Raw genomic sequence first — 23,316 nt, forward strand, 5'->3', positions numbered from 1 at the left:
CGACAAAAGCGGTCGAGCCGCCCGGCATCAGCCGGGCGGCTCGTGGGGAAGTGCGGGTGGTTCAGCCGATCTTGACGTTGAAGATCGGGTTGGCGGCGAGCTTCTTGAACGCGGCCAGGTTGTTCTTGGTGCTGTCGATGCTGATGTCGCGGTTGCCTTCGTCGTCGTTCTTGGTGTCGAAGTAGACGATGGCCTTGATCCCGGGCCGCTTGGCCAGCTCCGGCAGCACCGAGTTGTAGCCGGCGGTCTTGTCGGTGGGCTTACCGATGCGGTGGTAGACACCCCACTCGGCGATCATGATGGGCTTGGACGCGTGCTTGGTGGTGGCCCAGTCGTACCAGCCCAGGCCCTTGTTACCGGTGGCCTTACGGTCGAGCAGGTCGGCGAACTTGCCGTAGTGGTAGTAGCCCTTCTCCGCGCTGACGTAGGAGTCGAGGCCGATCCAGTCGACGACGTCGTCGCCGGGGTACAGGTCGGCCCACCAGGACTGGGCCATCCACTTCTCGTTACCCATGTACGCCATCACGTTGATCGCGTTGTCGACGCCCTTGCTCTCGAGGCGCTTGATGGTGTGGCGGTACATGGCGGCGAAGTCCTTGGCTTCCCAGCCGGAGCCCTTCTTGGCGATGACGTCGTTCTCCGGCTCGTGGTTGAGCACGAGGAAGAACTTCTTGTCGCCGTAGGTCTTCTTGATCCGGGCGGCGAACGCGTCGATGCGCTTGTCCTGCTCGCCCTTGGCGACCTTGGCCCAGTTCGAGCCGTAGGCGATCTTCCAGTTGGTCAGCAGGACGCGGGGGTTGGCCGGGTCGGAGGTCATCGCGATCTCGGCCTTGGTCGGGAACGCCTCGTCACCCTTGTGGTAGGTGTGGAAGATCGAAGCGGTGCGGCCCGACAGCTTCTCCCAGTTCTTCAGCTCGACGTCGCGCGGCTTGGTGGTGAAACCACCCGCGGCGGCACCCCACAACACGCCACAGGAGGGCACCAAGTTCTTGTCGGTGACACACGGCTTGGCCGGCGCCGCGGTCGCGGCGGTGGTGCCGGCCATCGCGGTACCGGCGCCGACGGCCATGGCGGCCAGGACGGTCAACGACTTCGCAAACTTGATACGCACTTTTTGGTTTCCCCCCGCATGTTCCGGCGCCAGGTTCGGCCGGGCATGACTAGAGATTCCGGTGCGGCAGGTGCGCGACCCGGTCCCGGACAGGTGCCGCCCGGTTGCGACCGACCCGAACGGCGAAACTTGAGGATTTCGGGGCTGGAAAACCTCGCCAGACGGGTAATACCGGACACAAACAGCGGCGAGCGAAGGTCATAGCGCGTTGGCGGCCGCCGCCTGCCCCTACCTAGCGGGCCGCGAACGACCATTCGGACGCCGGGTCGTATTCGGGTCGACGGTCCCGCCCGGTACGCTGCTCGCGAGGCTGCCCGCGCAGCCCGGGAGGGCTCGCCTAGTGGCCGATGGCGCCGGTCTTGAAAACCGGTGAGGCGTTCCGCGTCTCCGTGGGTTCGAATCCCACGCCCTCCGCTCTGAACCCGAAACGGCCCCGCTGACCTGCGATTACGCAGGACGGCGGGGCCGTTTCGGGTTCAGAGCGGGATCAGGCAGGCAATTGGTAGTTGGTAGGCGTGGACCGGTTTCCGGCCCGGTACACCGCCACGACCTGGACCTGCTGTGCTCCCTGTGGCGCGCTCACGCTCGCCACCCCACGTACAGCGGCTACCTTCGACCATGTGGTGGCACCGTCGAACGCGTACTCGAAATGGTCGATGTCGCCGCCGGTCGAGCGCAGCGAGATCGGGTCGCTCGGCGCCGGGTCGGCCGGGTAGAGCTGGACGGTGTGATCGTCCCAGAGGGCGACGACGTCACGGGAGCCGGCGCCGGTCTGTGTGAACGCTCCGGCCGCCAGGCCTTCGGCGGCGGTGAGCGTCCCGGCGGTCCGGTAGGGCTGCCAGTCGCCGACGCCGCCCGCCGCGAGGCGTGGGTAGACGAAACCGCTGCCCGCTCGCCAGCGGACCACGAGGTCGTCGAGGGTGCCGCCGGTGAAACGGCCGACCGTCATGCCGACCGAGTCCTGCCAGCCCTGGTCGGCATCTCGCAGCACGATGCGGTTGCCGAGCCCACCGGCGCCGTCGCCGGGATACAGGTAGACGCTGCCCGCGGTCCATCGCACGACGAGATCGTCGTACGTCCTGCCGTTCTCGTCCGGGCCGGTCAGGTCGCCGCCGCCGACCACCTCGACGGCGTCGGACCAGCCCTGGGCGGCCGGGCGCATGACCACCTGCTGGCCGAGATGTCCGGCACCGTCGACGGGTGACATCGTGACCGTGCCGTCCGCCCAGCGCGCCACGATGTCGTCGTGGCCGTCGCCGTTGTAGTCGCCGGCCACGATGTCGCGGGCGTCCTTCCAGGCCCCGCCGGTCCCGATCTGCACGCTGCCACTGGCGAAGCCGGCGCCGGTACCCGGGTAGGCGGAGAGTGTGCCGCTCTCGCGGCGGATCAGCAGGTCATCACGGTTGTCGCCGCCGACGAGGTTGCCGGCGATGACGTCGGCCGAATCCTCCAGGCCGGCACCGAACCCGTCGACCTGCATGACACCGGACGGGCTCGTAGGGTTGATGCCCTTCTTCGGGGCCGCGTAGAAGAGCAGGTCATCCCTGCGGGCATCGGACAGGTCGGCGTTGTGCAGGGCCGTCGTGTCGATGTTGCTCCAGCGGACCGCGAGGTCGTCTTTGCCGTCGTCGTTCAGGTCGCCGACGACGTCGTTGACCGGCAAGGTCGGCAGCGTCGGCAGCGCCGGCTGCTGGTGGATCGTGGTGGGTGTGCTCAGGTCGAACGTTGTCGGCCCGCTGACCGTCAGGGTGTAGCTGACCAGGTCGCCGTTGTTGCGGCGTACGACGATGTCGTCGTCGCCGTCGTGGTCCACGTCGCCGGCCAGGAGACCGTACGGAGTGGCCTTCGCGCGGTTCGCCGCATCGTAGATCTCGGCGGACGCGACATAGAGGGAATCGGTATCCATGAGGGAGATCCGGTCCCCGAGGCCGATCCCGGTTGTCAGGCTCGGGTAGAAGAACAGGCTGCCCCGGCTCCATTCGACGAGCAGATCGTCGCGGCCGTCGTCGTTGAAGTCGCCGGCGGCCACATCCCGGGCGTCGGAGAAGAAGTTGTTGCTCTTGAGCATGGTCCAGTCCGAGAGGTGGCCGTCGTTGTCACCCGGGTACACGAAGATCGTGCCCGAGCTCCAGAGGATGGCGACGTCGTCGTCCTCGTCCCCGTCGAAGTCTCCGGTGACGATCTTCTTACCGTCCGACCAGCCCTGATTCGCGGGCACGAGCGTGACGGGCCGGCCCAGCCGGCCGCCGCCGACGAGTCCCGGGTAGACCTGCACCTCACCGGTCCAGCGGCGGACCAGTACGTCCTCGACCTGGTCCCGGCCGGCGAAGCGCCCGACCGACATGTCCCGCACGCCACGCCAGCCGTCGCTGTCGGCGGTGCCGAACCAGCCGAGCGGACGGACCTGGTGCACGTCCGGCGCGGACGGCTCGGCCGCGTTCACCCACACGCCGTCACCTCGCAAGGCATTGTGGTCGGGGATACGGGTGAGTCTGGTGGGTGTGATCACCCGGCGGGCGGTCCACGAGATGCCGGCCGAACTCGCGAACAGGTAGTCGAACTTGCGGGCCGGCTCGGTGGAGGGCGGTTGGCCGGGGGCGGTGGTCGTTTCACCGGTCCGGCACGCCATGAGCCGGCGGCAGCTGTCGGTGAAGTGCTGACGGTTGCCCTGGTCGACCTCGGTGAAAGGGCCGGCGCCGCCACCGATGCCGTAGTAGGCGTTGAGCTGGGGATCGAAGGGGTCGGCGTTGAAGTCGCCGCCGAGGATCACCGGCCGTCCGGCCGCCCAGCTCTGGATCTGCACGACGGTCTCATGGGCGCCCTCGTCGGCAAGCGAGGCGTCGTTGTGCACGTTGCAGACCAGCGCTTGGCGTCCGCCGACCGGCGCGGGAACACAGAGCAACGCGCGTTTGTCGTCGGTCGGATAGTTGGTGGCCCGTAGCACCTTGATGAGCGGCGTCGCGGCGGTGCCCTTGTAGAAGATCGCGGTGCCGAAGCTCTTGTCCGGGTTGTCAGGGTCCCAGTGGTGGCAGGCGTAGCCCTTTGGCCGGAAGCTGACCCAGGCAACCTGATAGCCGCTGAGCTGGGCTCGGATCAGGTCACGTTGGCCGGCGCACATCTCCTGGAACATCATGATGTCCGGCGTCGTGGTGCCGCCTTCGGTGAGGATCTGGGTCTTGAGCCGTGCGACCCAGGCCTTGGAATCGGCCAGGTCCTGCGTGCGGTACATGCAGCCCTTTTGGTTGGGGCCGTCGTAGTTGTCCGGTGCGTTGTTGCCGCAGACATTGAAGGTCAGCACCCGGAAGGGCGCGGACGTCGCGGCCTGTACGGGCGCGGAGCGGGCGGCGCTGAGCCCAGCGACCGCCAAGAGGGTGATCGCCAGAAAGGCGAACCACGAACGAACACGCACTAGACATCTCCCCCGTTCATCGATGAAGCGGAGCGACGTTAGCAAGCCGGTAGATCAGACACTGGTGTCGGATCATGGTCGTTGGGGTCGACCGGGCCGGTGTCGGTCATATCGTGCTGGCCATTGTGGAGATCTCAGGCACGGTCGTCAGATGGGTGGAGGTGCACCGGCTGGCGGTCGCCGGCCGGGAGCCCGCGATCGCCCGGGATGTCGGGCACCGAGCGGCCGGGGTGTGGTTGCCCAGGTCCCGGTTCGCGGACGTGGCGGCCCTGGCGACCGCGACCCTGAAGCTCGGCCCGGACGCCGACGCCTTCTACGCCCTGGGCTGGGCCCAATCCTCCACCGGGCAGCCCCGACAGGCTTTGGCCAACTACGAGCAGGCGCTACACCGGTATCGCGAGGCCGGCGACCGCGGCAACGAGGCCGCCACCCTCAACGACATCGGCCTCGTCCACGACAGCCTCGGGGACCGCCGGCACGCCCTGGACTACCTCCGGCAGGCCCTGTCCATCCGGCGGGAGGGCGGCAACCGCGGTGGCGAAGCCGTCACCCTCAACAACATCGGCGGCGTGTACGACGGGCTCGGGGACCGGGAGCAGGCCCTGGCCTACTACCAGCAGGCGCTGCCCATCCGGCGGGAGGTCGGCGACCGCGGTGGCGAAGCCGCCACCCTCAACAACATCGGCAGCCTGCACGACGGGCTCGGGGACCGGGAGCAGGCCCTGGCCTACTACCAGCAGGCCCTGCCCATCATCCGGGAGGTCGGCAACCGCGCCGGCGAAGCCGCCACCCTTGGCAACATCGGCCTCGTGTACAGAGGGCTCGGGGACGGGCCGCAGGCCCTGGCTTACTACCAGCAGGCCCTGGCCATCCTGCGGGAGGTCGGCGACCGCGCCCGCGAAGCCGTCATCCGGTACAACATCGCGATGGTCCACCGGGCGGAACGGGATCTCGACCGGGCAGTCGGCGAGCTTGAAATCGTCGTCGACCTCGACCGCCAAATCGGCCACCCGGACCTCGAATCCGACACCGCCGCGCTCGAACGGGTACGCCAAGAGCGAGCACGAAGCTGATCACGGCACCGCAGCGTGATCTCGGTCGGGCCGGCCACGGATATGTCATTCGCCCTATCCCGTTCGCCGGCCGCCCGGCGTTAGCTTTGCCTGCCGCCGCCCCCGGAAATGGAGAACGAATGTCAATCGCTCGCGCGTGGGGACGAATCGGGTCGGTGCGGCGGATGTCTGTCGTCGGCGGAGTGGCGGCGACGGCGCTGGTCGTCGCGTCGGCGCCCGCCTCGGCCGCGGTAACCGGCTTTCGCGTGGTCACCACGTCGAGCGTCGCCGACTCGGCCGACTTCAAGACCGCACCCGATGCGGCCTGCCCGAGCGGCAAGCGACTGATCGGTACGGGATACAGCACCACCACGACCGCCGGCAACGAGATCGTGGTGGACGAGGTCATCCCCCTGGGCAGCCCGGACGCGGCGCCGACGTCGGCCCGGGTGGGCGCCGTCGAGGCGGACGCCACCACCGGCCAGGACTGGTCCGTCTCGGCGAGCGCCATCTGTTCCGATCCACTGCCGGGCCTCCAGCGGGTGGTGGCCAACAGCGCCTTCGACTCGGATGCCTCGAAGGTGGCATATGCGGAGTGCCCGGCGGGCAAGCAGCTGACCGGCACGGGTTACAGCGTGAACGGCTCCGCCGGCGAGATTGTGATCCGCAGCGTCCGGCCCGAGGTCGGCCCGTCCTGGGCGCCGATCGGTGTCTCGGTACACGCATGGGAGTCCGACACCGTCCTCGCCTCCTGGAGCGTGCAGGCGTTCGCGGTCTGCGCCAACCCGCTACCGGGCCTGGAACGCGTCGTGGCACAGGGCCTTTCCACGGGCTCGGCGCAGGTCAAGAGCACGGTTGCGGTCTGCCCGGCCGGCAAGATCTTGACGGGTACGGGCTACGAGACCCACACGAGCCACCCCTTCGACGGCGAGCTGACGATCGACCGGGTCCGCCCTGCCAGCACCGGCACGAGTGTCGACGTACACGCCGTCGAGGAGGACCCGATCATCAGGAACTGGCGGTTGGACGCGATCGCCATCTGCGCCGACCAGTAACGGGCGGTCAGGTGGCTCGGCTGCGCGCGGCGGAGTGCCGTCGGACGTCGGCGACGCCCTTGTTCACCGCGCGGCCCAGCAGGTCCGCCAGGGGGCGCTCCGCGAATCGGTGCACGAGCCAGGCGAACAGCAGCATCAGGGCCATGACGCCGAGCGCGAGCGGCAGCGCCGGGATCCGGTCCCGGAGGCCGTTCAGCAGCGTGAGACCGATGTCCTGGTGCAGCAGGTAGACGGGGTAGGTCAGGATTCCCGCGGTGGTCAGCCAGCGCCACTGGATGCCGCTGAACTTTCCGAGGGCCAGCAGCGTCATGAACAGGAACGCCGCGGCGACGATGACCTGCGCGGGCCACGCCGCGATGGGGTGGTCCACGTTCGTGACGACCGGTTCGAGGTTCGCCACCCGCTGCTTCACGCTGTACTCGGCGAGCAGGAAGCTCATGCCCAGCACGCCGGCCGGAATCATCGACATGCCGTACCGGTAGATCAGGTAGAGGGCGATGCCGCCGGTGAAGTACGGGGCGTAGTAGGGCATGACCCACGACCACAGCACGTCGTTGCCCAGCTCGCGGGCGACAAGCGACGCGAGGGTCCAGAAAACGCAGAACATCACGCACCGGCGGAAGGTGACGCCCATGGCCACGACGATGGTGAAGGCCAGGTAGAACTTCAGCTCGGCGAAGAGGGTCCAGTACACGCCGTCGACGTGGGGAACACCCATGCCCTGCTGGAGCATCGTGTAGTTGATCGCGACATCCGTCCACGAGCTGATCGAACGCACGGACGGCCAGATGGCGATGACGATCACCGAGAGGGTGAGCGCGATCCAGTACGCCGGGTAGAGGCGGGTCACCCGGGAGGCGAAGAAGTCACCGACCCCCTTGTTCCACGCCGTCATGCAGATGACGAAGCCGCTGATGAGGAAGAACACCTCAACGCCCCCAAGACCCCAAGGTGATCATGAACACAGCCTTGATCAACAAGCCCTTGAGCAGGGGTCTACCCGTCGGCTTGACCTCAACCTCGGTTGAAGTTTTAGCGTCGTGTCTGTCATCGCATCGACCGAGGAGGAACCTTTGTCCGTTAAGCCGCTCCGGGTGGCCGTCATCGTCGCGAGCACCCGGGAAGGGCGGTTCGGGCCGACCGTCGCCGCCTGGTTCGCCGGTGTGGCGCGTGGCCGTGCCGGTCTGGACATCGAGATCGTCGATCTGGCCGACGAGGACACCGTCACCAAGCAGCTCGGGGTCGCCGACGCCTTCGTCGTCGTCACCCCGGAGTACAACCACAGCTACCCCGCGCCGCTCAAGGCCGTGATCGACGCGCACCGCGATGAGTGGCTCGTCAAGCCGGTCGGTTTCGTCTCGTACGGCGGGCTGTCCGGTGGGCTGCGCGCGGTCGAGCACCTGCGGCCGGTCTTCGCCGAGCTGCACGCGGTCACGGTCCGCGAGACCGTCAGCTTCCACGGCGGGCGGGCGTGCTTCGGCGCCGACGGACTGCCCGCCGACCCCTCCGCGTGCGTGCCCGCCGCGGTCCGGCTGCTCGATCAGTTGGCCTGGTGGGCGCACACCCTGCGCGACGCCCGCGAGACCCGGCCCTACGCCGCGGCTTGAGCTACAGGCGGGCGGTGTTCACGGATTCCCCGAGGAGCACCGCCCCGGCCGTCTCCAGCACGTCGGTGTTGACCATCGCGTGCTGCGCGGCCACGTGCACGTCCCGGAAGTGGCGTTGCAGCGGGCTCGCGGCGTACACGGCGCTGCCGCCCGCCGCCTGATAGACCAGGTCCACCGCGCGGACCGCGTTCCGGGTCGCCGTGCGCACGGCCAGGCGCAGCCGGGCCCGGCGTTCCGGGTCCGCCCCGGTCGCCGCGACCTCCGCCCGCAGGTACGCGAGCCCGGACGCACGCAGCGACTCGGCCTCGGCGACGGCGGCGCGCACGGACGGCTTGGCCGCGATCGTCTCGCCGGTGACCGGATTGCGTTTGCCGTGGGCCAGCTCCGCGAAGTCGGCGATCGCCGCGCGGGCGATGCCCAGCGACACCGCCCCGATGCCGAGCGCCAGCAGGCCGAGCGGCGGGAACTCGTACAGCGGGCCGGGCTGCACCGGGGGCGCGGCCAGCGAGAAGACGCGCGCGTCCGGCACGAACACGTCGGCGGCCTCGATGTCGTGGCTGCCGGTGCCGCGCAGCCCGGCGACGTCCCAGGTGTCGTGGATGGTCAGGTCGCCGGGCGCCATGATCGCCAGCCGCGGCCGCGGCGGCTGCGTGCCGTCGGCGACCAGCACGCCGCCGACCAGCCAGGTGGCCTGCCGGCAGGCGCTCGCGAACGGCCAGCGGCCGGTGATCCGGTGGCCGCCGTCCACCGGCACCGCGCGGCCCATCGGCGCGGCCACGCCGGCGATCAGGAACCGCGGGTCCGCGAGCAGCTCGGCGGCGGTGTCCTCCGGCAGGTAGCCCAGGGCGATCCCGGTGGCGGCGCCGATCATCGCGCACCAGCCGACGGACCCGTCGGCCCGGCCCAGCTCCTCGCAGACCTCGACCAGGTCCGCAGGCTCCGCCTCCGCGCCGCCGGCGGCGCGCGGCGCGGCCAGGCGGAAGACGCCCAGCGCGGCGAGCCGGTCGATCAGGTACGCCGGCACCTCGCGGTCCTGCTCGATCCGGGGTGCGAGCGCGCGGATCTCGGTGGTGAGCCGGCGAATGTCGTCGATCAATGGCTGCGGCATGACGCCGAGTATCTCGCGTGACCGCGTCCGCGAATCTTGCCATCATGGATGGATCATGAGCGAAAGACTGCGGGCCATCGCCCGGGAGACCGTCGCGGCGGCCGAGCTGGGCCGGTATCGCGGCCCCGACGGCGGCGACGTGCGAATCGACGTCGGCCCCGCGGTCGCCGGTACCCGCCTCTACCTGCCCGAGGACCCGCTACCCGAGGCGGATTCGCCGGGTGGGACGGCGGGACGGATCGAGGTCACCGGCGAGTCCACGTTGGTGGCCGCGCGGCGGATGGGTGGCGACGTCGCCGCGCTGGTCTTCGCCTCGGCGCGCAACCCGGGCGGCGGCTTCCTCAACGGTGCGCAGGCACAGGAGGAGAGCCTCGCCCGCAGCTCGGGGCTGTACCCGTGCCTGCGCGCGGCCGGCGACTTCTACGCCCATCACCGGGCGCGGACCGAACTCACCTACACCGATCGGGTCATCTACTCGCCCGGCGTACCCGTGTTCCGCGACGACAAGGGCGCGTGGCTCACGCAGGCGTACCCGGTCACGTTTCTGACCTCGGCCGCCCCGAACCTGGCGGCGATCCGCCGCGGCCAGCCCCACCTGGCCGCGGAGGTTCCGGAGATCCTGAGCCGCCGCGCGGCACGGGTGCTCGCGGTCGCCGCCGCGCACGGGCACCGCCGGCTCGTGCTCGGCGCGTGGGGTTGCGGGGTGTTCGGCAACGACCCGGCGACCGTGGCGCGGGCGTTCGCGGCGGCGCTGGAGCGGCAGCCGATGGACGAGGTCGTGTTCGCGGTCCTCGGCGCGAACCGGGACGCCTTCACGGCCGTCTTCGCGGACGCGGGGCGCTAACGCCCGGCGCGCGCGCCCAGCAGGAACGAGCGCTCCGCCTCGTTGGCCGTCAACCCGGCGGCCAGCTCGTACGCGGCCTGAGCCTCCTCCTCGCGCCCCAGCCGCCGCAGCAGGTCCGCCCGGACCGCGTGGAACAGGTAGTACCGCTCCAGTTCGAGGCGGTCCACCACCGCCAGCGCGACACGCGGACCCACCACCTCGGCCATCGCCACCGCCCGGTTCAACGCCACCACGGGCGTCGGCGCGACCTGCAACAGCTGATCGTACAGCTGGAGGATCGACGCCCAGTCGGTGGTCGTCACGTCCCGCGCGGCGCTGTGCACCGCGTTGATCGCCGCCTGTAGCTGATACGGGCCGGGCCGGCCGCGGCGCACGCAGCCGCGCACCAGCTCCTGCCCCTCCGCGATCATCGCCGGGTCCCAGCGCGAGCGGTCCTGATCCCGTAGCCGGATCATCGCGCCGTCCACATTGGTTCTTGCCGCCCGGCGGGCCCCGATGAGCAGCAACAACGCGAGCAGGCCCCGCACCTCCGGCTCGTCGGGCAGCAGCTCCCTGAGCATCCGGGCCAGCCGGGTCGCCTCCGCGCACAGGTCGTCGCGGACCAGCGCCGTGCCCGAGCTCGCCGCGTACCCCTCGTTGAAGATCAGGTAGATCACCGCGAGGACCGCCTGCAACCGTTCCGGCAGTTCGGCGCGCGGCGGAATCCGGTACGGGATCCCGGCGTCGCGGATCTTGCCTTTCGCGCGGACGATGCGCTGCGCCATGGTCGGCTCCGGCACCAGGAACGCGCGGGCGATCTCCGGCGTGGTGAGTCCGCCGAGTAGCCGCAGCGTGAGCGCGACCCGGGCCGCCTCGCCGAGCGCGGGATGACAGCAGGTGAAGATCAGCCGTAGCCGGTCGACCTCCTCCTCCACCGGTTCCACCGGGAACAGCATGGCGGCCTCCGCCTCCTTCGGCCCGCGGGCCGACTCGCGTCGCAACCGGTCGATCGCCCGGTTCCGGGCGGTCGTGATGATCCAGCCGGCCGGGCTCGGCGGTACGCCGTCGGCGGGCCACCGCTCGCTCGCCACCCCGAACGCCTCCTGCACGGCGTCCTCGGCCAGGTCGAGGTCGCCGAGGACCCGGGTCAGCACGGCGACCGCGCGGCCGTACTCGGCCCGGAACACCTCGCTCAGCCCTGTAATGGCCGCACCTCGATCGGCAGGGTCGTCGTCGCCGCCAACCGCCGCGCCCATTTCAGGGCGGCGTCGAGATCGGGCGCGGTGATCACCGTGAAGCCGCCGAGGTGCTCCTTGCCCTCGGTGAACGGACCGTCGGTGAGCAGCACCTCGCCCTCGGCGAGCCGGACCACGGTGGCGGTGCCCGGCGGGCACAACCCCGCGGAAAACACGAACGCGCCGGTGTCGACCAGTTCCTGGTTCAGGGCTGCAAGATCACGCATGATCGGTTCGAGTAGTTCCGGCGGTGGCGGCGGACCGTCGGGTTGAAAGATGCTGAGCAGGTACGTCTTCAAGGTGACTCCCTTTCGAGGAATGCTCACTTGTCATACGAACGGGTTGCGCTCGGATCTACATCGCCCGGTGCAATTTTTCCGGTTCCGTGCAACGGCACAGCGAATGTGTGTTGGCATGATCGACGGAATTACCAATAATTGCCCGGGTTTCCATTGTCGCCGCTCAACGGGTGACAACCGGTACGGCGGCACCGTTGGCCGTATCGAATTGGGATCGCGCGAGTGCCCCGGGCCGAACTCGGAGGCTTCGCTGTCCCGTCCGTCAACCCGCCGCGTCCTCGCCGCCAGCGCTCTTGCGCTCGCCGTCGGCTCGCCGGTTCTCGCCAACGTCGAGTTCACGGTCAAGATCGCGCACGCCCCGCTCACCGTGCCGACGGCCGCGCAGCAACAGCGCCTGGATCAGCGCGCGATACAGCGGGTCTCCCGCTCGATGGCCTACCGCTCCGCGGGGCGCTCGGCGCAGCGCTCCGCGACCTGGGAGACGGGAAAGGTCCGGGCGGTGCCGCGGAGGACGCAGGTGCGCAGGGCGGGTACACAACGCCGGGACGCCGCACACCGCCGGGACGCACCCCGGCGCTCCGAAGCGGCGGTCGTCGAACGGACCTCGGCGGGGAAGTCGCGGTCCACCGCCAACCGCCACCGCAAGACCGCCCGGCACTTCGGCTCCGGCCGGGGCCGGGTGCGGATGACGTCGGTCATCGAGTACGCCCGCGCGCAGCTCGGCAAGAACTACCGGCGCGGTGGAGACGGCCCGAATTCGTTCGACTGCTCCGGATTCACCAAGCGCGCGTATGCGCGTGCCGGCCTGCGGCTGCCGCATTCATCGGGTGGTCAGGCGGCCCGCGCCCACAGCATTTCCCGGGACGCCGCACGTCCGGGTGACCTCGTCGTCGGCCCCGGTCACGTGGGGATCTACATGGGCGGCGGAATGATGATCGACGCCGGTAACCCGCGTACGGGTGTCGTTTATCGGCCGCTTTACGGTGGACTGCACATCGAACGCTTCTGAAAACCGGTTAACGCGCGGTGGGTGCGGGCGTGAGAATCGATCGCATGATCACCGAGTACTGGCCGCTGTTCGGGCTCACGCTGCACACGCCGCGACTCGAACTGCGCGTCCCGGGCCTGGACGACCTGGCGCTACTCGCAGCGGCCGCCGCCGCGGGGGTGCACGCGCCGGACCGGCAGCCGTTCGCGGTGCCGTGGACCGACGGGACCCCGCTGGAGCGGGCCCGCAGCACGCTGCAGTGGCAGTGGAGCATGTGGGGCCGGTGGTCGCCGCAGGACTGGTCGCTGCACTTCGTGACCCTCGCCGACGGGCAGGTGATCGGCACCCAGGCGCTCGACGCCAAGGACTTCGCCGGCCTGCGGGAGGTCGGCTCGGGTTCGTGGCTCGGCCGGGAGCACCAGGGCAAGGGGTACGGCACCGAGATGCGGGCCGCCGTGCTCGACCTGGCCTTCACCGGGCTGGGAGCCGAGTGGGCGACCTCGGAGGCGTTCGCGGACAACGTCGCCTCGTACGGGGTGTCGCGCCGGCTCGGCTACACCGACGACGGGACCGCCCGGCATCTGGTCCGCGGCGAGGCGGTCGTCGGACGCCGGCTGAGGCTGGACCGGGCGGGCTGGGCCGCCGCCCGCACGGTCGACGTCCGGATCGAGGGGCTCGAGCCCTGCCTGCCGCTGTTCGGCCTCTGACCACCCGCGCACAGCAGTCGGCACCCGTCCCGTTGGGCGGGTGCCGACTTGCTGGACGCCTCGCGGCGACCGATCACGACCGAGCGCGGGGATCTCCTGCCCTTCGTACCCGGTCGGATGTCTGACATAACAATTGCCCAAGTCGGGCCGGAGTATGCGGACCACCTGTGCGTTTCTGAATTTCTGGTGTCCGACCGGGCAACCGGGGCGAAAGATGTGCGACATGTCACCCCGTTACCCTCGGAGCTCTGGGGGAAGAGATGAAGTAGGCGCCGTCCGGCGCCGGATGATCTGGAAGGACTACCGAGCATGAGCCTGGAGCGAGCCGAAGCGCCGGATCCCTACGACATCCTGCCGCCGGTCCCGGCCTTCACGGTGACGAGCGCGGACGTGACCGACGGCCGCCCACTCGACGAGCTGTACGCACACACCAGCGTCGGCGGCAAGAATCTCTCACCGCAGCTGTCCTGGTCCGGCTTCCCGGCGGAGACCCGCGGCTTCGTGGTGACCTGCTTCGACCCGGACGCGCCGACGGGCAGTGGCTTCTGGCACTGGGTCGCGGTCAACCTGCCGGCCTCGGTGACCGAGCTCGCCCGCGGCGCCGACCCGTTGCCCGGCGGCGCGTTCTCCGTCCGTAACGACTACGGCGACACCGGCTACGGGGGTGCGGCCCCGCCGCCCGGCGACCGGCCGCACCGCTACGTCTTCGCCGTGCACGCGCTCGACGTCGACCGCCTCGAGGTCGGCGCGGACGCCACGCCCGCCTACGTCGGCTTCAACCTCGCGTTCCACACCCTGGCCCGGGCCACGCTGCGCCCGACGTACCAGGTGCGGGGCTAGGCCGAAAGGCCTCAGACACGACGAAGCCCGCCGGATCCGCGATCCGGCGGGCTTTCGTCAGTCGACCAGGATCAGCCGGGAACCTTCGCGACCACGAAGACCGACTGCCCGAACGGTGGCTTCACGATGCTCTCGGCGGCCTTGGTGACCGGCAGCACGAGGGTGTCGTAGACCTTGACCATCGGGCCCTCCTTCGGGGCCAGCTTGAAGATGCTCGTCGCGCCGTAGTAGCCGATGAGGCCCAGCGCGTTCGCGTAGTGCAGCTTCTCGATGGTCAGGCCCGCCTCGGTCATGGCGGCACGCATCGTCTTCTTGGTGTAGCGGCGGATGTGACCGGTCGCGATGTCGACCTGGCTCATCGCGAACATGAACGCCGGCACGATCAGGATGATCCGGCCGCCGGGGCGGACGAGCTCAGCCATGCTGCGCAGGGCACCGACGTGGTCCTCGATGTGCTCGAGCACGTTGTAGGAGACCGCCGCGCTGTACTCACCGTCGGCATCGGCGGACGGCAGCAGCATCTGCCGCACGTCGATGTTGGTGTGGTCGGCGAGGCGCTCCTTGAGCAGCACCAGCCGGTCAGGGTCCGCCTCGGTCGCGGTGAAGCGGGGCACCCGCTCCGCCCACTCGAGCGCATAGTCGCCCAGACCACTCCCGATCTCGATCGGGTTGTCGCCCAGGTACGGGAGCGCGAGCTCCACGAACCAACGACGGTGGTTCACGGCCGTGGCGAGGCCTTCGAGCACTTCGGACTGGATCCGCTGGTCTCCAGTGATGTCTGCCATAAGTAAGGTTCCCTCGTCTTGCCGATCCGAGCTGACAGCGGGACCGGAAGAGTTAACCATCCACCGCGCGCAACCGAAAGTTGAGCAGGGGGTGGCCGCTCATTATTAGCCTGATTGAGACATTGGCCCTGTGGGTACCCACGGGCGTTACCCATCATGCACGGGTGCCGCCATCGACCGCTAATACAGGCCTAGATATCGGCTCGATCACGCCTGCCCCACCCGTCACAACACTGTTACCAACCTCGGTTAGGCTCGCCGATGCTATGACGATTACGGGTATTGACTCGACAGGCCAGTCGGCCGGCGGGAACGTTCTGCCGCCCAACCACGAGGCCGACGCCGACGACCTGGACGCGGAGCTGCTCGCCCTGGAAACAGAGGTCGCCACCGCGCCCATCTCGGTCATACCCGCAGTTGACGCCGCTGCGGAGAGTGAGCCGGAGGCTGCACCGCGCCCCCGTTGGTGGCGCTCTCTCACCAGGCGAGACGTTCTCGCTATGGCGACCTTCATTGCGGTAGCGATCTACATCACGATCCCGTTGTGGCTCAATGTTGATCATGAGTTGCGTGATGATCCGCAAGATCAGGCATTCTTTGAGTGGATGTTGGCGCACGGTGCGCGCGTGCTCACGGATGGCGTTTATCCGTTCTTCTCGGATCGCATGAATTACCCCGATGGGGTGAACATGATGGCCAACACCTCGGTGCTGGCCGTTTCGCTGCCGATGACGCCGATCACTGCGCTGTTCGGGCCGCATGTGGCGTTCAACGCGTTTCTTACTCTCGCGTTGGCAGTCACCGGCATCTCGTGGTATTTGGTGCTGTCGCGCCAGTTCGTCAGCTCGCGGCTCGCCGCCTGGGTCGCCGCGCTGTTCGCCACGTTCGCGCCGAGCATGATCTCGCACGCCGGCGGCCACCCGAACATCGTCTCCCAGTTCCTGGTTCCGCTGATCATCTGGCGCACGCTCGCCCTGCGCACGCGGGGTCGCGCGGTCCGCAACGGGCTGATCCTCGCGGGCCTGCTGGTCTGGCAGGCGTTCATCAACCTCGAGATCCTCTTCATGACCGCGGTCGGCCTCGGCATCTTCTGCGCGGTCATGGCGGTCTCCCGGCGCAAGGACCGGCGCGGTGAGATCGCCACCTTCCTGCGCGGCCTCGCCGTCACGGCAACCGTCACGCTTGCGGTGCTGGCCTACCCCCTCTGCGTGCAGTTCTTCGGGCCGCAGAGCTACCACGGGCTGCCCGAGTTCGTCCGCTACTTCGGCGCCGACCTGGGCTCCTTCACCGCGTACGCGCAGCGCTCGGTGGCCGGGAACAGCATCACCGCGGGTCGCCTCGCCCAGAACGCCGCCGAGGAGAACGCGTTCTTCGGCTGGGGTCTTGTCATCCTCTTCTTCGGCCTGGTCGCCTGGATGCGCCGCAACGTCGCGGTGGTGACGCTGGCCGGCATCGCGCTGCTCTTCGGCGCGATGTCGCTCGGCCCGCGCATCCGGCTCAACGGCGTCGACACCGGTGTCCCCGGCCTCTGGTCGCTGCTGCACAGCGTCCCGGTCCTGAACTCGGCGGTGCCGACCCGGTGGGCGCTGGCGATCGCGCCGGTCGTCGGCATCATCCTGGCGCTGGGCTGCCAGCGCGCGTCGGACCTGATGAAGGCGCAGCCCGCCGCCCGGGGCCCGGTGCGGGTCGCGATGATCACGGCGGTCGCGATGGCGCTCGTGCCGCTCGCGCCGACCCCGGTGCGCGCCACCCCGATGGACCCGGTCCCCGACTTCGTGACCTCGGGCGCCTGGCGGCAGTACGTGGACGACGACCACACGCTCGTCGCCCTGCCGCTGCCCGACAGCTCTTACCCGGACCCGCTGCGCTGGAGCGCGTACACGGGTCAGGACATGCGGATCGCGAGCGCGTACGCGCTGCTGCCCAACCAGAACCCGCTGGACCCGACCGACCGCTCGGCGCTGTTCGCGCCGCCGTGGCGGCCGACGAGCGGCCTCATGGCGTCGATCAAGCAGGGCAACCCGATCCCGGAGATCACCGAGACCCGGCGCGAGATGACCCTGGCCGACCTGCGCTACTGGAAGGCCGGTGTGGTCGTGCTCACCCCGCAGGTCCGGGACATCGAGATGCTGCGCGCGATGACCGATCTGCTGGGCTTCCAGCCGACCTGGACGGGCGGCGCCTGGATCTGGGACGTCCGCAACCTCGTGGACGCTGAGAAGGGCGCCCAGTAGAACAGCCGGCCGGCGCCGCTTTCAGGCGGCGCTGATGCAGCAGCCCGCGCACACCTTGGGGTTCGGCAGGGTGAAGGCGAGGCAGCAGGTCTTGCGCCGCACTTCCAGCCGTCCGGCCTGATCCGGGACCAGCTCGATCAGGTCGTCGACGCCGAGGGCGCCGAGCAGCGTGGCGATGGTCTCCGCCGAGGAGCCGGGCAGCGCGTCCGCCGAGCGCAGCACCGCGTGGGCCACGCCCGAGGCGAGCGAGCCCAGCAGCGTCCGCTTGCCCAGCCGCACCTTGGCATGGATCGCGTCCAGCAGCGGCGTCAGGTGCTCGTCCAGCAGCGACCGGCGCAGCTCCTCGAGCAGGGCGGCCTCGTCGGCGACGACCCGCACCTGTGCGAGGCCGCTCACCGCCAGCGGGTCGGACGGCAGCAGCGCCACCGTGACGCTCCTGCGCAGGCCCAGCGTGACCAGCGGCCGCGGGTCGGCGAAGTGCATGAGCACGTCCTCACCGGTCAGCAGCGGCACCCGGCGCGCCGAGGCCCAGCCGAGCACGGCCGGCAGGGCCAGCCAGTAGGTGTACGCCTTCCACGCGAGCGCGGCCGCGGCGTGCGGCTGCGCCTGCCAGCGCCCACGTGAGCGCTCCAGCAGGGCCTCCAGGCCGGCGCCCCTGAGGTCGGCGGCGGGCAGCCAGCCGGCCGGGTCCTCGACGAGCAGATCCGGCGCGAGCCCGGGCAGCTCCGTGCTCGTGCCGAACATGGCACGCAGCGTCGCCGTCACCGGCGCGAGCGCCCGGTCGGTGTCGGTGGAGTGACCCGCGAGGGCGCGATCCAGGGCGGTGGTCACCGGCGGCCGTCGTCCCGGCCGGGGCTGAGCGGCTGCTGCTGCCGGATCACCACTGCACCTCGCCACGCGTCGTCGGGTCTTCGGGACGGTCCACCGTACCTTGTTAAGGCTAACCTAACCACGCGGGCAAAATGCCGGTTTACCCGCCCCTCGGGCAGGTGCTTTTCGGGTAAATACCCCCAGCGACGGTGACCTGACCGAGCGTTGCGCCGTTGCCGGTTTCGTCAAGGTATCTGTCGGCAACGCGCTACTAACCCCTTACGAACACCTCAAGACTGGACACTGAAATTCCTGTCGCAAAGGGGACATCCGTGATGACCACCTCGCCTGTCGAGAGGGCTGCCGACCACTTCGTGTCGGCACTCTCGCAGTGGCGGGTCGAGCGCGGGATGACGAAGAAGCAGCTCGCGGCGCGCATGGGCTTCGATCCGTCGTACGTGAGTCACGTCGAGGGGCGACGCCACAAGCCGACCGAGGACTTCGCCCGGCGCGCGGAGGCGGTCCTCGCCGCCGGCGGGGTGATCTGGCAGCGCTTCCAGGAGTACGACGAACTGCGGCACGCCCGCGGCCCCGTCCTGCACCGGGACCCACCCGTGCCCGCGCAGTGGATGCCGCCCGGCACCGGGCTGATCGTCGAGCAGGAGATCGCCGAGCTCACGTACACCAACCACTCGTACCGGTGTGTGATCCACCGGGCGCTGTACAACGCCGGCGTCGAGCCGGTGACCCGGTACCTGGTCAAGATCGCGGTCGACCGGTACCCGAACGACCCGGCCGGCTCCAACCGGCACCACCGGCAGCACCCGCTGAGCTTCGAGGAGATGGACCTGCGCGCGGTCGCCGGCGACGGAGACACGCCCGAGCGGATGCAGTGGCGGCTCAAGCTGGACCGCGACGCGGCCAAGGAGGTCTGGCTGCTCTTCCAGAACGAGCACGGCCAGTTCCCCCTCTACCCCGGCGAGCGGACCTCGATCGAGTACGCCTACAGCGTCGGCGAGGAGAAGTGGGGCCAGTGGTTCCAGCGCGCGGTCCGCCTGCCCACCCGCAACCTCACCGTGCGCCTCGACTTCCCGGCCGAGTTCGAGCCGCAGGTCTGGGGCGTCGAGACCTCGCTTGCCGCCGAGGTACCCGTCCGCACCCCGCCGGAACGCCACTGCGACGCGCACCGCGCGGTCTTCGAATGGTCGACCGACGCGCCACTGCTGAACGCCCGCTACCGCCTCGAATGGCGGTTCCGCGGAGAAGCCGCACCGACCACCCCGGACGAAGGAGTCCCCAAGCCCGAGATCAACGGTCACGAGCTGAGAGCGAGCCAGCGCATGCGCGGAATAGGCATCGTGCAGCGCGGTGCGGACCTGCTCCGCCAGCGCGCCCGGCACTTCCAGCTGCCCCGGGAGGAGGCCGCCTGCCGCGACGCGGTCGCCGGCCTGCGGACCATCCTCGAACGGCTCGAGGGCCTGCACGACTTCAGCAAGGGCGTCGGGCTGGCCGCGCCGCAGATCGGCCTGGCGGTCGCCGCCGCCGTGGTGCGCCCGCCCGAGCGCGGCCCGGAGCCGGTCATCCTGCTGAACCCGCGGGTCGTCGACGAGTCGAGCGAGACCGACGAGCAGTACGAGGGCTGTCTGTCCTTCTTCGACTACCGCGGCCTGGTCGTGCGGCCGCTGCGGGTCGACGTCGAGCACGCCCGCTACGACGGGACCCGGGTGATCACCTCGTTCGAGCGGGCGATGGCCCGGCTGGTCAGCCACGAGATCGATCACCTCGAGGGCCGCCTGTACGTGGACCGGATGGCGGCGGGCGCCCACCTCGTGCCGGTCGAGGAGTACCGCCAGTCCGGCCAACCCTGGAGCTACTAGCTACTCGGAGAAGCTGTCGTACTTGATCCGTACGGATGGGACCTGTAGCTCCGACAGGGTCTTCAGGGTCGCCTTGACCATCGAGCCGGAGCCCGAGACGAAGAAGTCGTGCTCGTTCCACGGCCCGTAGCGGGCCACGACCTCGGAGATGTTGCCCTGCTCGCCGGGGAAGGTCGGGTCGTCGCTGCACGCGGTCACCACGGACAGCCAGGGGTAGCGGGCGGCGAGCCGGTTGAGCTCGGCCAGGTCGTAGAGGTCCTCGCGGGTACGCGCGCCGAAGAAGACGTGCACCCAGCGGGTCCGGTTGTACCGGGTCAGCTCCTCCAGCAAGGACTTGATCGGGGCCAGGCCGGTGCCGCCGGCCACGAAGACCGCGTCGCGGGTCGAGCGGCGGTCCAGGTTCATCGAACCCATCGGCGCGGCCAGCCGGATCATGTCGCCGACCTCGAGGCGGCGTACCAGCGCGCTGGAGACCCAGCCGGCGCCGACGGCGCGGACGTGGAACTCGATCGTGTTGTCGCGGCGCGGCGCGTTCGCCGGCGAGTAGGTCCGCCACAGCCGCGGCTGGAAGCGCGGGCACTCGATGCTCAGGTACTGGCCCGCGCGGTACTCGAGCGGATGCATCGGCATGACCGTGAAGACCGCGATGTCCTTGGCCCGGCGCTCGTGGGACATCACCTCCGCATACCAGTACGGCGGGTTGGTGTCCGCCTCCGCGCCGGAGAGCATCTTGGCGGCGATCACCGCGTAGGCGTCCGCCCACGCCTGGTCGTACTCGACGCCCCACTGCTCGCCCGCGAAATGCCGCATCGCCTCGATCAAAGCTCCTCCGACAACCTCGTAGTGCTCCGGTTCCACGTGGAACTTGCGGTGGTCTCGGCCGAGCCCACGCAGGTAGTCGTCGAACTTCTCCGGATCCTCCAGGGTCTGCACGGCGGTGACGATCGCGTTGAGCAACCGGGATCGCTGCACGTCCATGTGAACGGGGAAGAGGTCCCGCAGATCCGGGTGCGACAGGAAGATCCGCGCGTAGAAATAGCCGGCGACCTTGTCCTGATACTCCTCGACGAGGCTCCAGCTTTCCTTGAGCAAACGCGCGAGGTCTCCCATGTCCATCAGCCTGGGCAGATCAGACGGTTACGCATCGCACGGAAAGTGCGATACATGCCGCAGAATCGCCGGTGCTCGGCGCGTCGCTTGCCCCGATAGGTCCGAATGTGCCTACTCGGTATCACTCGAACGACTGATGCTCATAGAGTGATCGGCGTGACGGCAGCCCTCGAGCGCACCCCGGCAACCCGCTACCAGCTCCGCTGGGAGATAGCGATCGTGCTGCTGTTGTCGCTCGGCCATTCGGCCGTCTACGCGGTCGTGTCACTGGTGGCGAAGCTGACCGCGGGGCCGCCACTCTCCCAGCAGGCGGCGGTGCTGAACCAGTCCCGGTCGCCGCGGATCTACCTCGACCTGACGTACCAGCTCCTGGGGATCTTCTTCGCGCTCGTACCGGTGTTGCTCGTGCTCTATCTCCTCAGCCGCGACCGCCTGGACCCGGCCCGCACGCTCGGCATCGACCTCCGCCGGCCCGCCGGCGACGCCGGCTGGGGCGTCGCGCTGGCGGCGGTCATCGGGCTGCCCGGCCTTCTTCTGGTGTACGTGGCGGCGCAGCTCGGGCTGAACGCGCAGATCGTGCCGGCCGCGCTCCAGCCGGTCTGGTGGGCGGTCCCGGTGCTGATCCTCTCCGCGATGCAGAACGCGATCCTCGAAGAGGTGATCGTGGTCGGCTACCTGGTGACCCGGCTCCGCGAGCTGGGCTGGCGGCTCGGCTACATCGTCGCCGCCAGCTCGGTCCTCCGCGGCTCCTACCACCTGTACCAGGGCTTCGGCGCCTTCGTCGGCAACGCGGTGATGGGCGTGCTGTTCTCCCTCTTCTTCCTGAGGAAGGGGAGGGTCATGCCGCTGATCGTGGCGCACACCCTGCTGGATGTCGTGGCCTTCGTCGGCTACACGCTGCTGCCGGACCGCTGGCTCACCTGGCTCTGACCCCGGTAGTAGAAGGTGGCCCGCGCGGCCATCGCCGCGGCGGCACCCCGGCTGCCCAGGACGGCCGCGACCAGGCCCGCGCCGGGGAAGAAGCGGTTGACCACCCGGATCGCGGCCCACCCGCCGGCCTGGACGGCGAGCCTGCCGCCCAGCCGCCGGGTCGCCTCGGTCAGCCCGGCGCTCCCGAGGCCGTGGCCCCGCGCGGCGGCGAGCGCGGCCGCGGCCTCCTCCCGGCCGGGGTACACCCGGGTGAGCACGAGAAGGTCGGCGGCGCGCTCGGGGTCGGTCGGATCGAGGCCGTGCGCCGCGGCGACGTGCAACGCCAGCTCGGCCTGCGTGAACGCGACCGCACCCAGCAGGGCGACGGGTGCGTACGAGCCGGCCGCCGCCGCGACGAGGCTGCTCACGCCCCCGAACCGGGTGACCTGCTCGACCGCCAGCCGCGCCAGCCCGTCCGCGGTCGCGGCCGGGTAGGCGTCGCGGGTGCGGCGGGCCCACCGCTGAGCGCGGGGGCCGATGGTCTGGGTGGCGGCGAGCGCCAGCAGCTCGGGCGAGTGGCCGGGGTCGGCGATGAGGGCCGCCCAGGCCTCGGTGCGGGGAACGGACGTACTGTCCGTCGCCGGTGCGGCCGGACGGGGAAGGGTCGGGGCATCGGGGGCGGGCGTGGCCGCCGCCGTCTCCTCGTCGGGAACGGTGGTCATGTCCGGTGCAACGACGGCCGGTGCGACCTCCGCGGCCGCCGCCTTGACCGTCGCGGCCGCCTTCGCAACGACCGTCTTGGCCGGCGTACCGGAGTCCTTCGCCGTGGCCTTGGCGGGTTGCGCCTTTGCCGGCTGCGCCTTCGCGGGCTGAGTCTTCGCCGGCTGCGCCTTCGGGGCCTGTGCCTTCGCGGGCTGGGTCTTCGCCGGTTGTGCCTTCTCGGGAGCCCGCTTTGGCTCGGCGGCCGGTGGCGTCGGTGCGGACACCTCGACCCGTGACGGCGGGGTCTTGGCCGCCGGCTGCGTCCTCGGCTGAGCCTTTGCCGCCTTCTTCGCGGGCGGTTGCTGTGCCGGCGTCGGTGTCTCGGCGGCGGGGGCAGCCTTGCGCGGCGCCGACTTGACGGGCAGCTTGTCCCCTGCGGGCGTACCGGAGGGCTTCTTGCTCTCGGACGGTGGCCGGAAGGTCACCGCCGGGGGTGCCTTCGCCGGCTTGCTCGGAGAAGTTGGCTGGTCAGGCGTGCTGAACGCGGGGTTCGGCGTCCGCGGGCGGCGCTGCGGCTGCTCATTCTCCTCCATGCCGTGGCAGCCTAGCCTGGTGTCGGCCGTTTCACCTGCTGGAAGCGGGTGCGGTCGGTCGA

19 protein-coding genes, 1 tRNA gene and 1 pseudogene are annotated in these 23,316 nt (G+C 70.0%); 11 read left to right on the top strand and 10 right to left on the bottom strand.

The window, feature by feature from the left end; genetic code table 11:
- Positions 1–61: 61 nt before the first annotated feature.
- Complete coding sequence (locus BJ971_RS39765) at positions 62–1,111, bottom strand: glycoside hydrolase family 26 protein (protein ID WP_311772857.1); 1,050 nt, start codon at positions 1,109–1,111, stop codon at positions 62–64.
- A 326-nt stretch (positions 1,112–1,437) separates the two neighbouring features.
- Between BJ971_RS39765 and BJ971_RS39770 the strand changes: the two genes are divergently transcribed.
- Positions 1,438–1,525: transfer RNA gene (locus BJ971_RS39770), tRNA-Ser, on the top strand.
- 73 nt (positions 1,526–1,598) lie between these two features.
- Here BJ971_RS39770 and BJ971_RS39775 read toward each other — a convergent pair.
- A complete protein-coding gene (locus BJ971_RS39775) occupies positions 1,599–4,565 on the bottom strand; it encodes an FG-GAP-like repeat-containing protein (RefSeq protein WP_184998418.1) in 2,967 nt (988 codons plus the stop codon).
- Between the two features lie 29 nt (positions 4,566–4,594).
- On the opposite strand from BJ971_RS39775, the gene BJ971_RS39780 reads away from it, so the two are divergent.
- Both BJ971_RS39780 and BJ971_RS39785 read left to right on the top strand, forming a co-directional pair.
- A complete protein-coding gene (locus BJ971_RS39780) occupies positions 4,595–5,593 on the top strand; it encodes a tetratricopeptide repeat protein (protein WP_184998419.1) in 999 nt (332 codons plus the stop codon).
- 164 nt (positions 5,594–5,757) lie between these two features.
- Entirely contained in the window at positions 5,758–6,627 is an 870-nt protein-coding gene (locus tag BJ971_RS39785; protein ID WP_184998420.1) for a hypothetical protein, read from the top strand.
- A 7-nt stretch (positions 6,628–6,634) separates the two neighbouring features.
- On the opposite strand, the pseudogene BJ971_RS39790 reads toward BJ971_RS39785, so the two are convergent.
- Positions 6,635–7,558 (bottom strand): annotated as a pseudogene (locus tag BJ971_RS39790) (acyltransferase family protein); the annotation flags it as partial.
- A gap of 142 nt (positions 7,559–7,700) precedes the next feature.
- Here BJ971_RS39790 and BJ971_RS39795 point away from each other — a divergent pair.
- Positions 7,701–8,234 (top strand): NADPH-dependent FMN reductase, encoded by a 534-nt coding sequence (locus tag BJ971_RS39795; protein ID WP_184998421.1) that lies wholly within the window; start codon positions 7,701–7,703, stop codon positions 8,232–8,234.
- 1 nt (position 8,235) lies between these two features.
- Here the strand turns inward: BJ971_RS39795 and BJ971_RS39800 are convergent, their stop codons facing one another.
- A complete protein-coding gene (locus BJ971_RS39800; RefSeq protein WP_184998422.1) occupies positions 8,236–9,342 on the bottom strand; it encodes an acyl-CoA dehydrogenase family protein in 1,107 nt (368 codons plus the stop codon).
- A gap of 55 nt (positions 9,343–9,397) precedes the next feature.
- On the opposite strand from BJ971_RS39800, the gene BJ971_RS39805 reads away from it, so the two are divergent.
- Positions 9,398–10,186, top strand: coding sequence for a TIGR02452 family protein (locus BJ971_RS39805; RefSeq protein WP_184998423.1), 789 nt, complete (start codon positions 9,398–9,400; stop codon positions 10,184–10,186).
- Here BJ971_RS39805 and BJ971_RS39810 read toward each other — a convergent pair.
- Both BJ971_RS39810 and BJ971_RS39815 read right to left on the bottom strand, forming a co-directional pair.
- A complete protein-coding gene (locus BJ971_RS39810) occupies positions 10,183–11,370 on the bottom strand; it encodes an RNA polymerase sigma factor (protein ID WP_239087884.1) in 1,188 nt (395 codons plus the stop codon). The genes BJ971_RS39805 and BJ971_RS39810 overlap by 4 nt on opposite strands.
- Positions 11,358–11,699 carry a YciI family protein gene (locus tag BJ971_RS39815; protein WP_184998425.1) on the bottom strand — a complete coding sequence of 114 codons (342 nt, stop codon included), beginning with the start codon at positions 11,697–11,699 and terminating at the stop codon, positions 11,358–11,360. The genes BJ971_RS39810 and BJ971_RS39815 overlap by 13 nt, the downstream gene beginning before the upstream one ends.
- A gap of 67 nt (positions 11,700–11,766) precedes the next feature.
- Between BJ971_RS39815 and BJ971_RS42445 the strand changes: the two genes are divergently transcribed.
- The 3 genes from BJ971_RS42445 (at position 11,767) to BJ971_RS39830 (ending at position 14,234) form a co-directional block, all read left to right on the top strand.
- Positions 11,767–12,708, top strand: a complete 942-nt coding sequence (locus BJ971_RS42445) for a C40 family peptidase (RefSeq protein WP_239087880.1) — start codon at positions 11,767–11,769, stop codon at positions 12,706–12,708.
- Positions 12,709–12,737: 29 nt separating this feature from the next.
- Entirely contained in the window at positions 12,738–13,394 is a 657-nt protein-coding gene (locus tag BJ971_RS39825; protein ID WP_239087881.1) for a GNAT family N-acetyltransferase, read from the top strand.
- A 309-nt stretch (positions 13,395–13,703) separates the two neighbouring features.
- The gene (locus BJ971_RS39830; protein ID WP_184998426.1) at positions 13,704–14,234 is read left to right on the top strand and encodes a YbhB/YbcL family Raf kinase inhibitor-like protein; all 531 of its coding nucleotides are present in this window, start codon (positions 13,704–13,706) and stop codon (positions 14,232–14,234) included.
- 71 nt (positions 14,235–14,305) lie between these two features.
- On the opposite strand, the gene BJ971_RS39835 is transcribed toward BJ971_RS39830, so the two are convergent.
- Positions 14,306–15,019, bottom strand: coding sequence for a class I SAM-dependent methyltransferase (locus BJ971_RS39835; RefSeq protein ID WP_184998427.1), 714 nt, complete (start codon positions 15,017–15,019; stop codon positions 14,306–14,308).
- A 266-nt stretch (positions 15,020–15,285) separates the two neighbouring features.
- Here BJ971_RS39835 and BJ971_RS39840 point away from each other — a divergent pair, with 266 nt between their 5' ends.
- The gene (locus BJ971_RS39840; protein ID WP_184999354.1) at positions 15,286–17,253 is read left to right on the top strand and encodes a DUF6311 domain-containing protein; all 1,968 of its coding nucleotides are present in this window, start codon (positions 15,286–15,288) and stop codon (positions 17,251–17,253) included.
- 21 nt (positions 17,254–17,274) lie between these two features.
- Here the strand turns inward: BJ971_RS39840 and BJ971_RS39845 are convergent, their stop codons facing one another.
- Positions 17,275–17,997 (bottom strand): IucA/IucC family C-terminal-domain containing protein, encoded by a 723-nt coding sequence (locus tag BJ971_RS39845; protein ID WP_184999355.1) that lies wholly within the window; start codon positions 17,995–17,997, stop codon positions 17,275–17,277.
- 401 nt (positions 17,998–18,398) lie between these two features.
- On the opposite strand from BJ971_RS39845, the gene BJ971_RS39850 reads away from it, so the two are divergent.
- Positions 18,399–19,940: a peptide deformylase gene (locus BJ971_RS39850; RefSeq protein ID WP_184998428.1), complete on the top strand. Its 1,542-nt coding sequence runs from the start codon at positions 18,399–18,401 to the stop codon at positions 19,938–19,940.
- Here the strand turns inward: BJ971_RS39850 and BJ971_RS39855 are convergent, their stop codons facing one another.
- Positions 19,941–21,050, bottom strand: a complete 1,110-nt coding sequence (locus BJ971_RS39855) for a globin domain-containing protein (RefSeq protein WP_184998429.1) — start codon at positions 21,048–21,050, stop codon at positions 19,941–19,943. It lies immediately after the preceding gene.
- A gap of 156 nt (positions 21,051–21,206) precedes the next feature.
- Between BJ971_RS39855 and BJ971_RS39860 the strand changes: the two genes are divergently transcribed.
- Complete coding sequence (locus BJ971_RS39860) at positions 21,207–21,980, top strand: CPBP family intramembrane glutamic endopeptidase (protein WP_239087883.1); 774 nt, start codon at positions 21,207–21,209, stop codon at positions 21,978–21,980.
- Here the strand turns inward: BJ971_RS39860 and BJ971_RS39865 are convergent.
- Positions 21,941–23,254, bottom strand: coding sequence for a hypothetical protein (locus tag BJ971_RS39865; protein WP_184998431.1), 1,314 nt, complete (start codon positions 23,252–23,254; stop codon positions 21,941–21,943). The two genes, BJ971_RS39860 and BJ971_RS39865, sit on opposite strands and share 40 nt — an antisense overlap.
- Positions 23,255–23,316 lie beyond the last annotated feature (62 nt).

This window comes from Amorphoplanes digitatis (assembly GCF_014205335.1).
Classification (GTDB): Bacteria; Actinomycetota; Actinomycetes; order Mycobacteriales; family Micromonosporaceae; genus Actinoplanes; species Actinoplanes digitatus.

Excerpts from the sequence above, each read along its gene's own strand:
- BJ971_RS39780 (WP_184998419.1), top strand. The coding sequence starts at position 4,595 with ATGGTCGTTGGGGTCGACCGGGCCGGTGTCGGTCATATCGTGCTGGCC.
- BJ971_RS39785 (WP_184998420.1), top strand. The coding sequence starts at position 5,758 with ATGTCTGTCGTCGGCGGAGTGGCGGCGACGGCGCTGGTCGTCGCGTCG.
- BJ971_RS39800 (WP_184998422.1), bottom strand. The coding sequence starts at position 9,342 with ATGCCGCAGCCATTGATCGACGACATTCGCCGGCTCACCACCGAGATC.
- BJ971_RS39805 (WP_184998423.1), top strand. The coding sequence starts at position 9,398 with ATGAGCGAAAGACTGCGGGCCATCGCCCGGGAGACCGTCGCGGCGGCC.
- BJ971_RS39830 (WP_184998426.1), top strand. The coding sequence starts at position 13,704 with ATGAGCCTGGAGCGAGCCGAAGCGCCGGATCCCTACGACATCCTGCCG.
- BJ971_RS39835 (WP_184998427.1), bottom strand. The coding sequence starts at position 15,019 with ATGGCAGACATCACTGGAGACCAGCGGATCCAGTCCGAAGTGCTCGAA.
- BJ971_RS39840 (WP_184999354.1), top strand. The coding sequence starts at position 15,286 with ATGACGATTACGGGTATTGACTCGACAGGCCAGTCGGCCGGCGGGAAC.
- BJ971_RS39845 (WP_184999355.1), bottom strand. The coding sequence starts at position 17,997 with ATGTTCGGCACGAGCACGGAGCTGCCCGGGCTCGCGCCGGATCTGCTC.
- BJ971_RS39850 (WP_184998428.1), top strand. The coding sequence starts at position 18,399 with ATGACCACCTCGCCTGTCGAGAGGGCTGCCGACCACTTCGTGTCGGCA.
- BJ971_RS39855 (WP_184998429.1), bottom strand. The coding sequence starts at position 21,050 with ATGGGAGACCTCGCGCGTTTGCTCAAGGAAAGCTGGAGCCTCGTCGAG.
- BJ971_RS39865 (WP_184998431.1), bottom strand. The coding sequence starts at position 23,254 with ATGGAGGAGAATGAGCAGCCGCAGCGCCGCCCGCGGACGCCGAACCCC.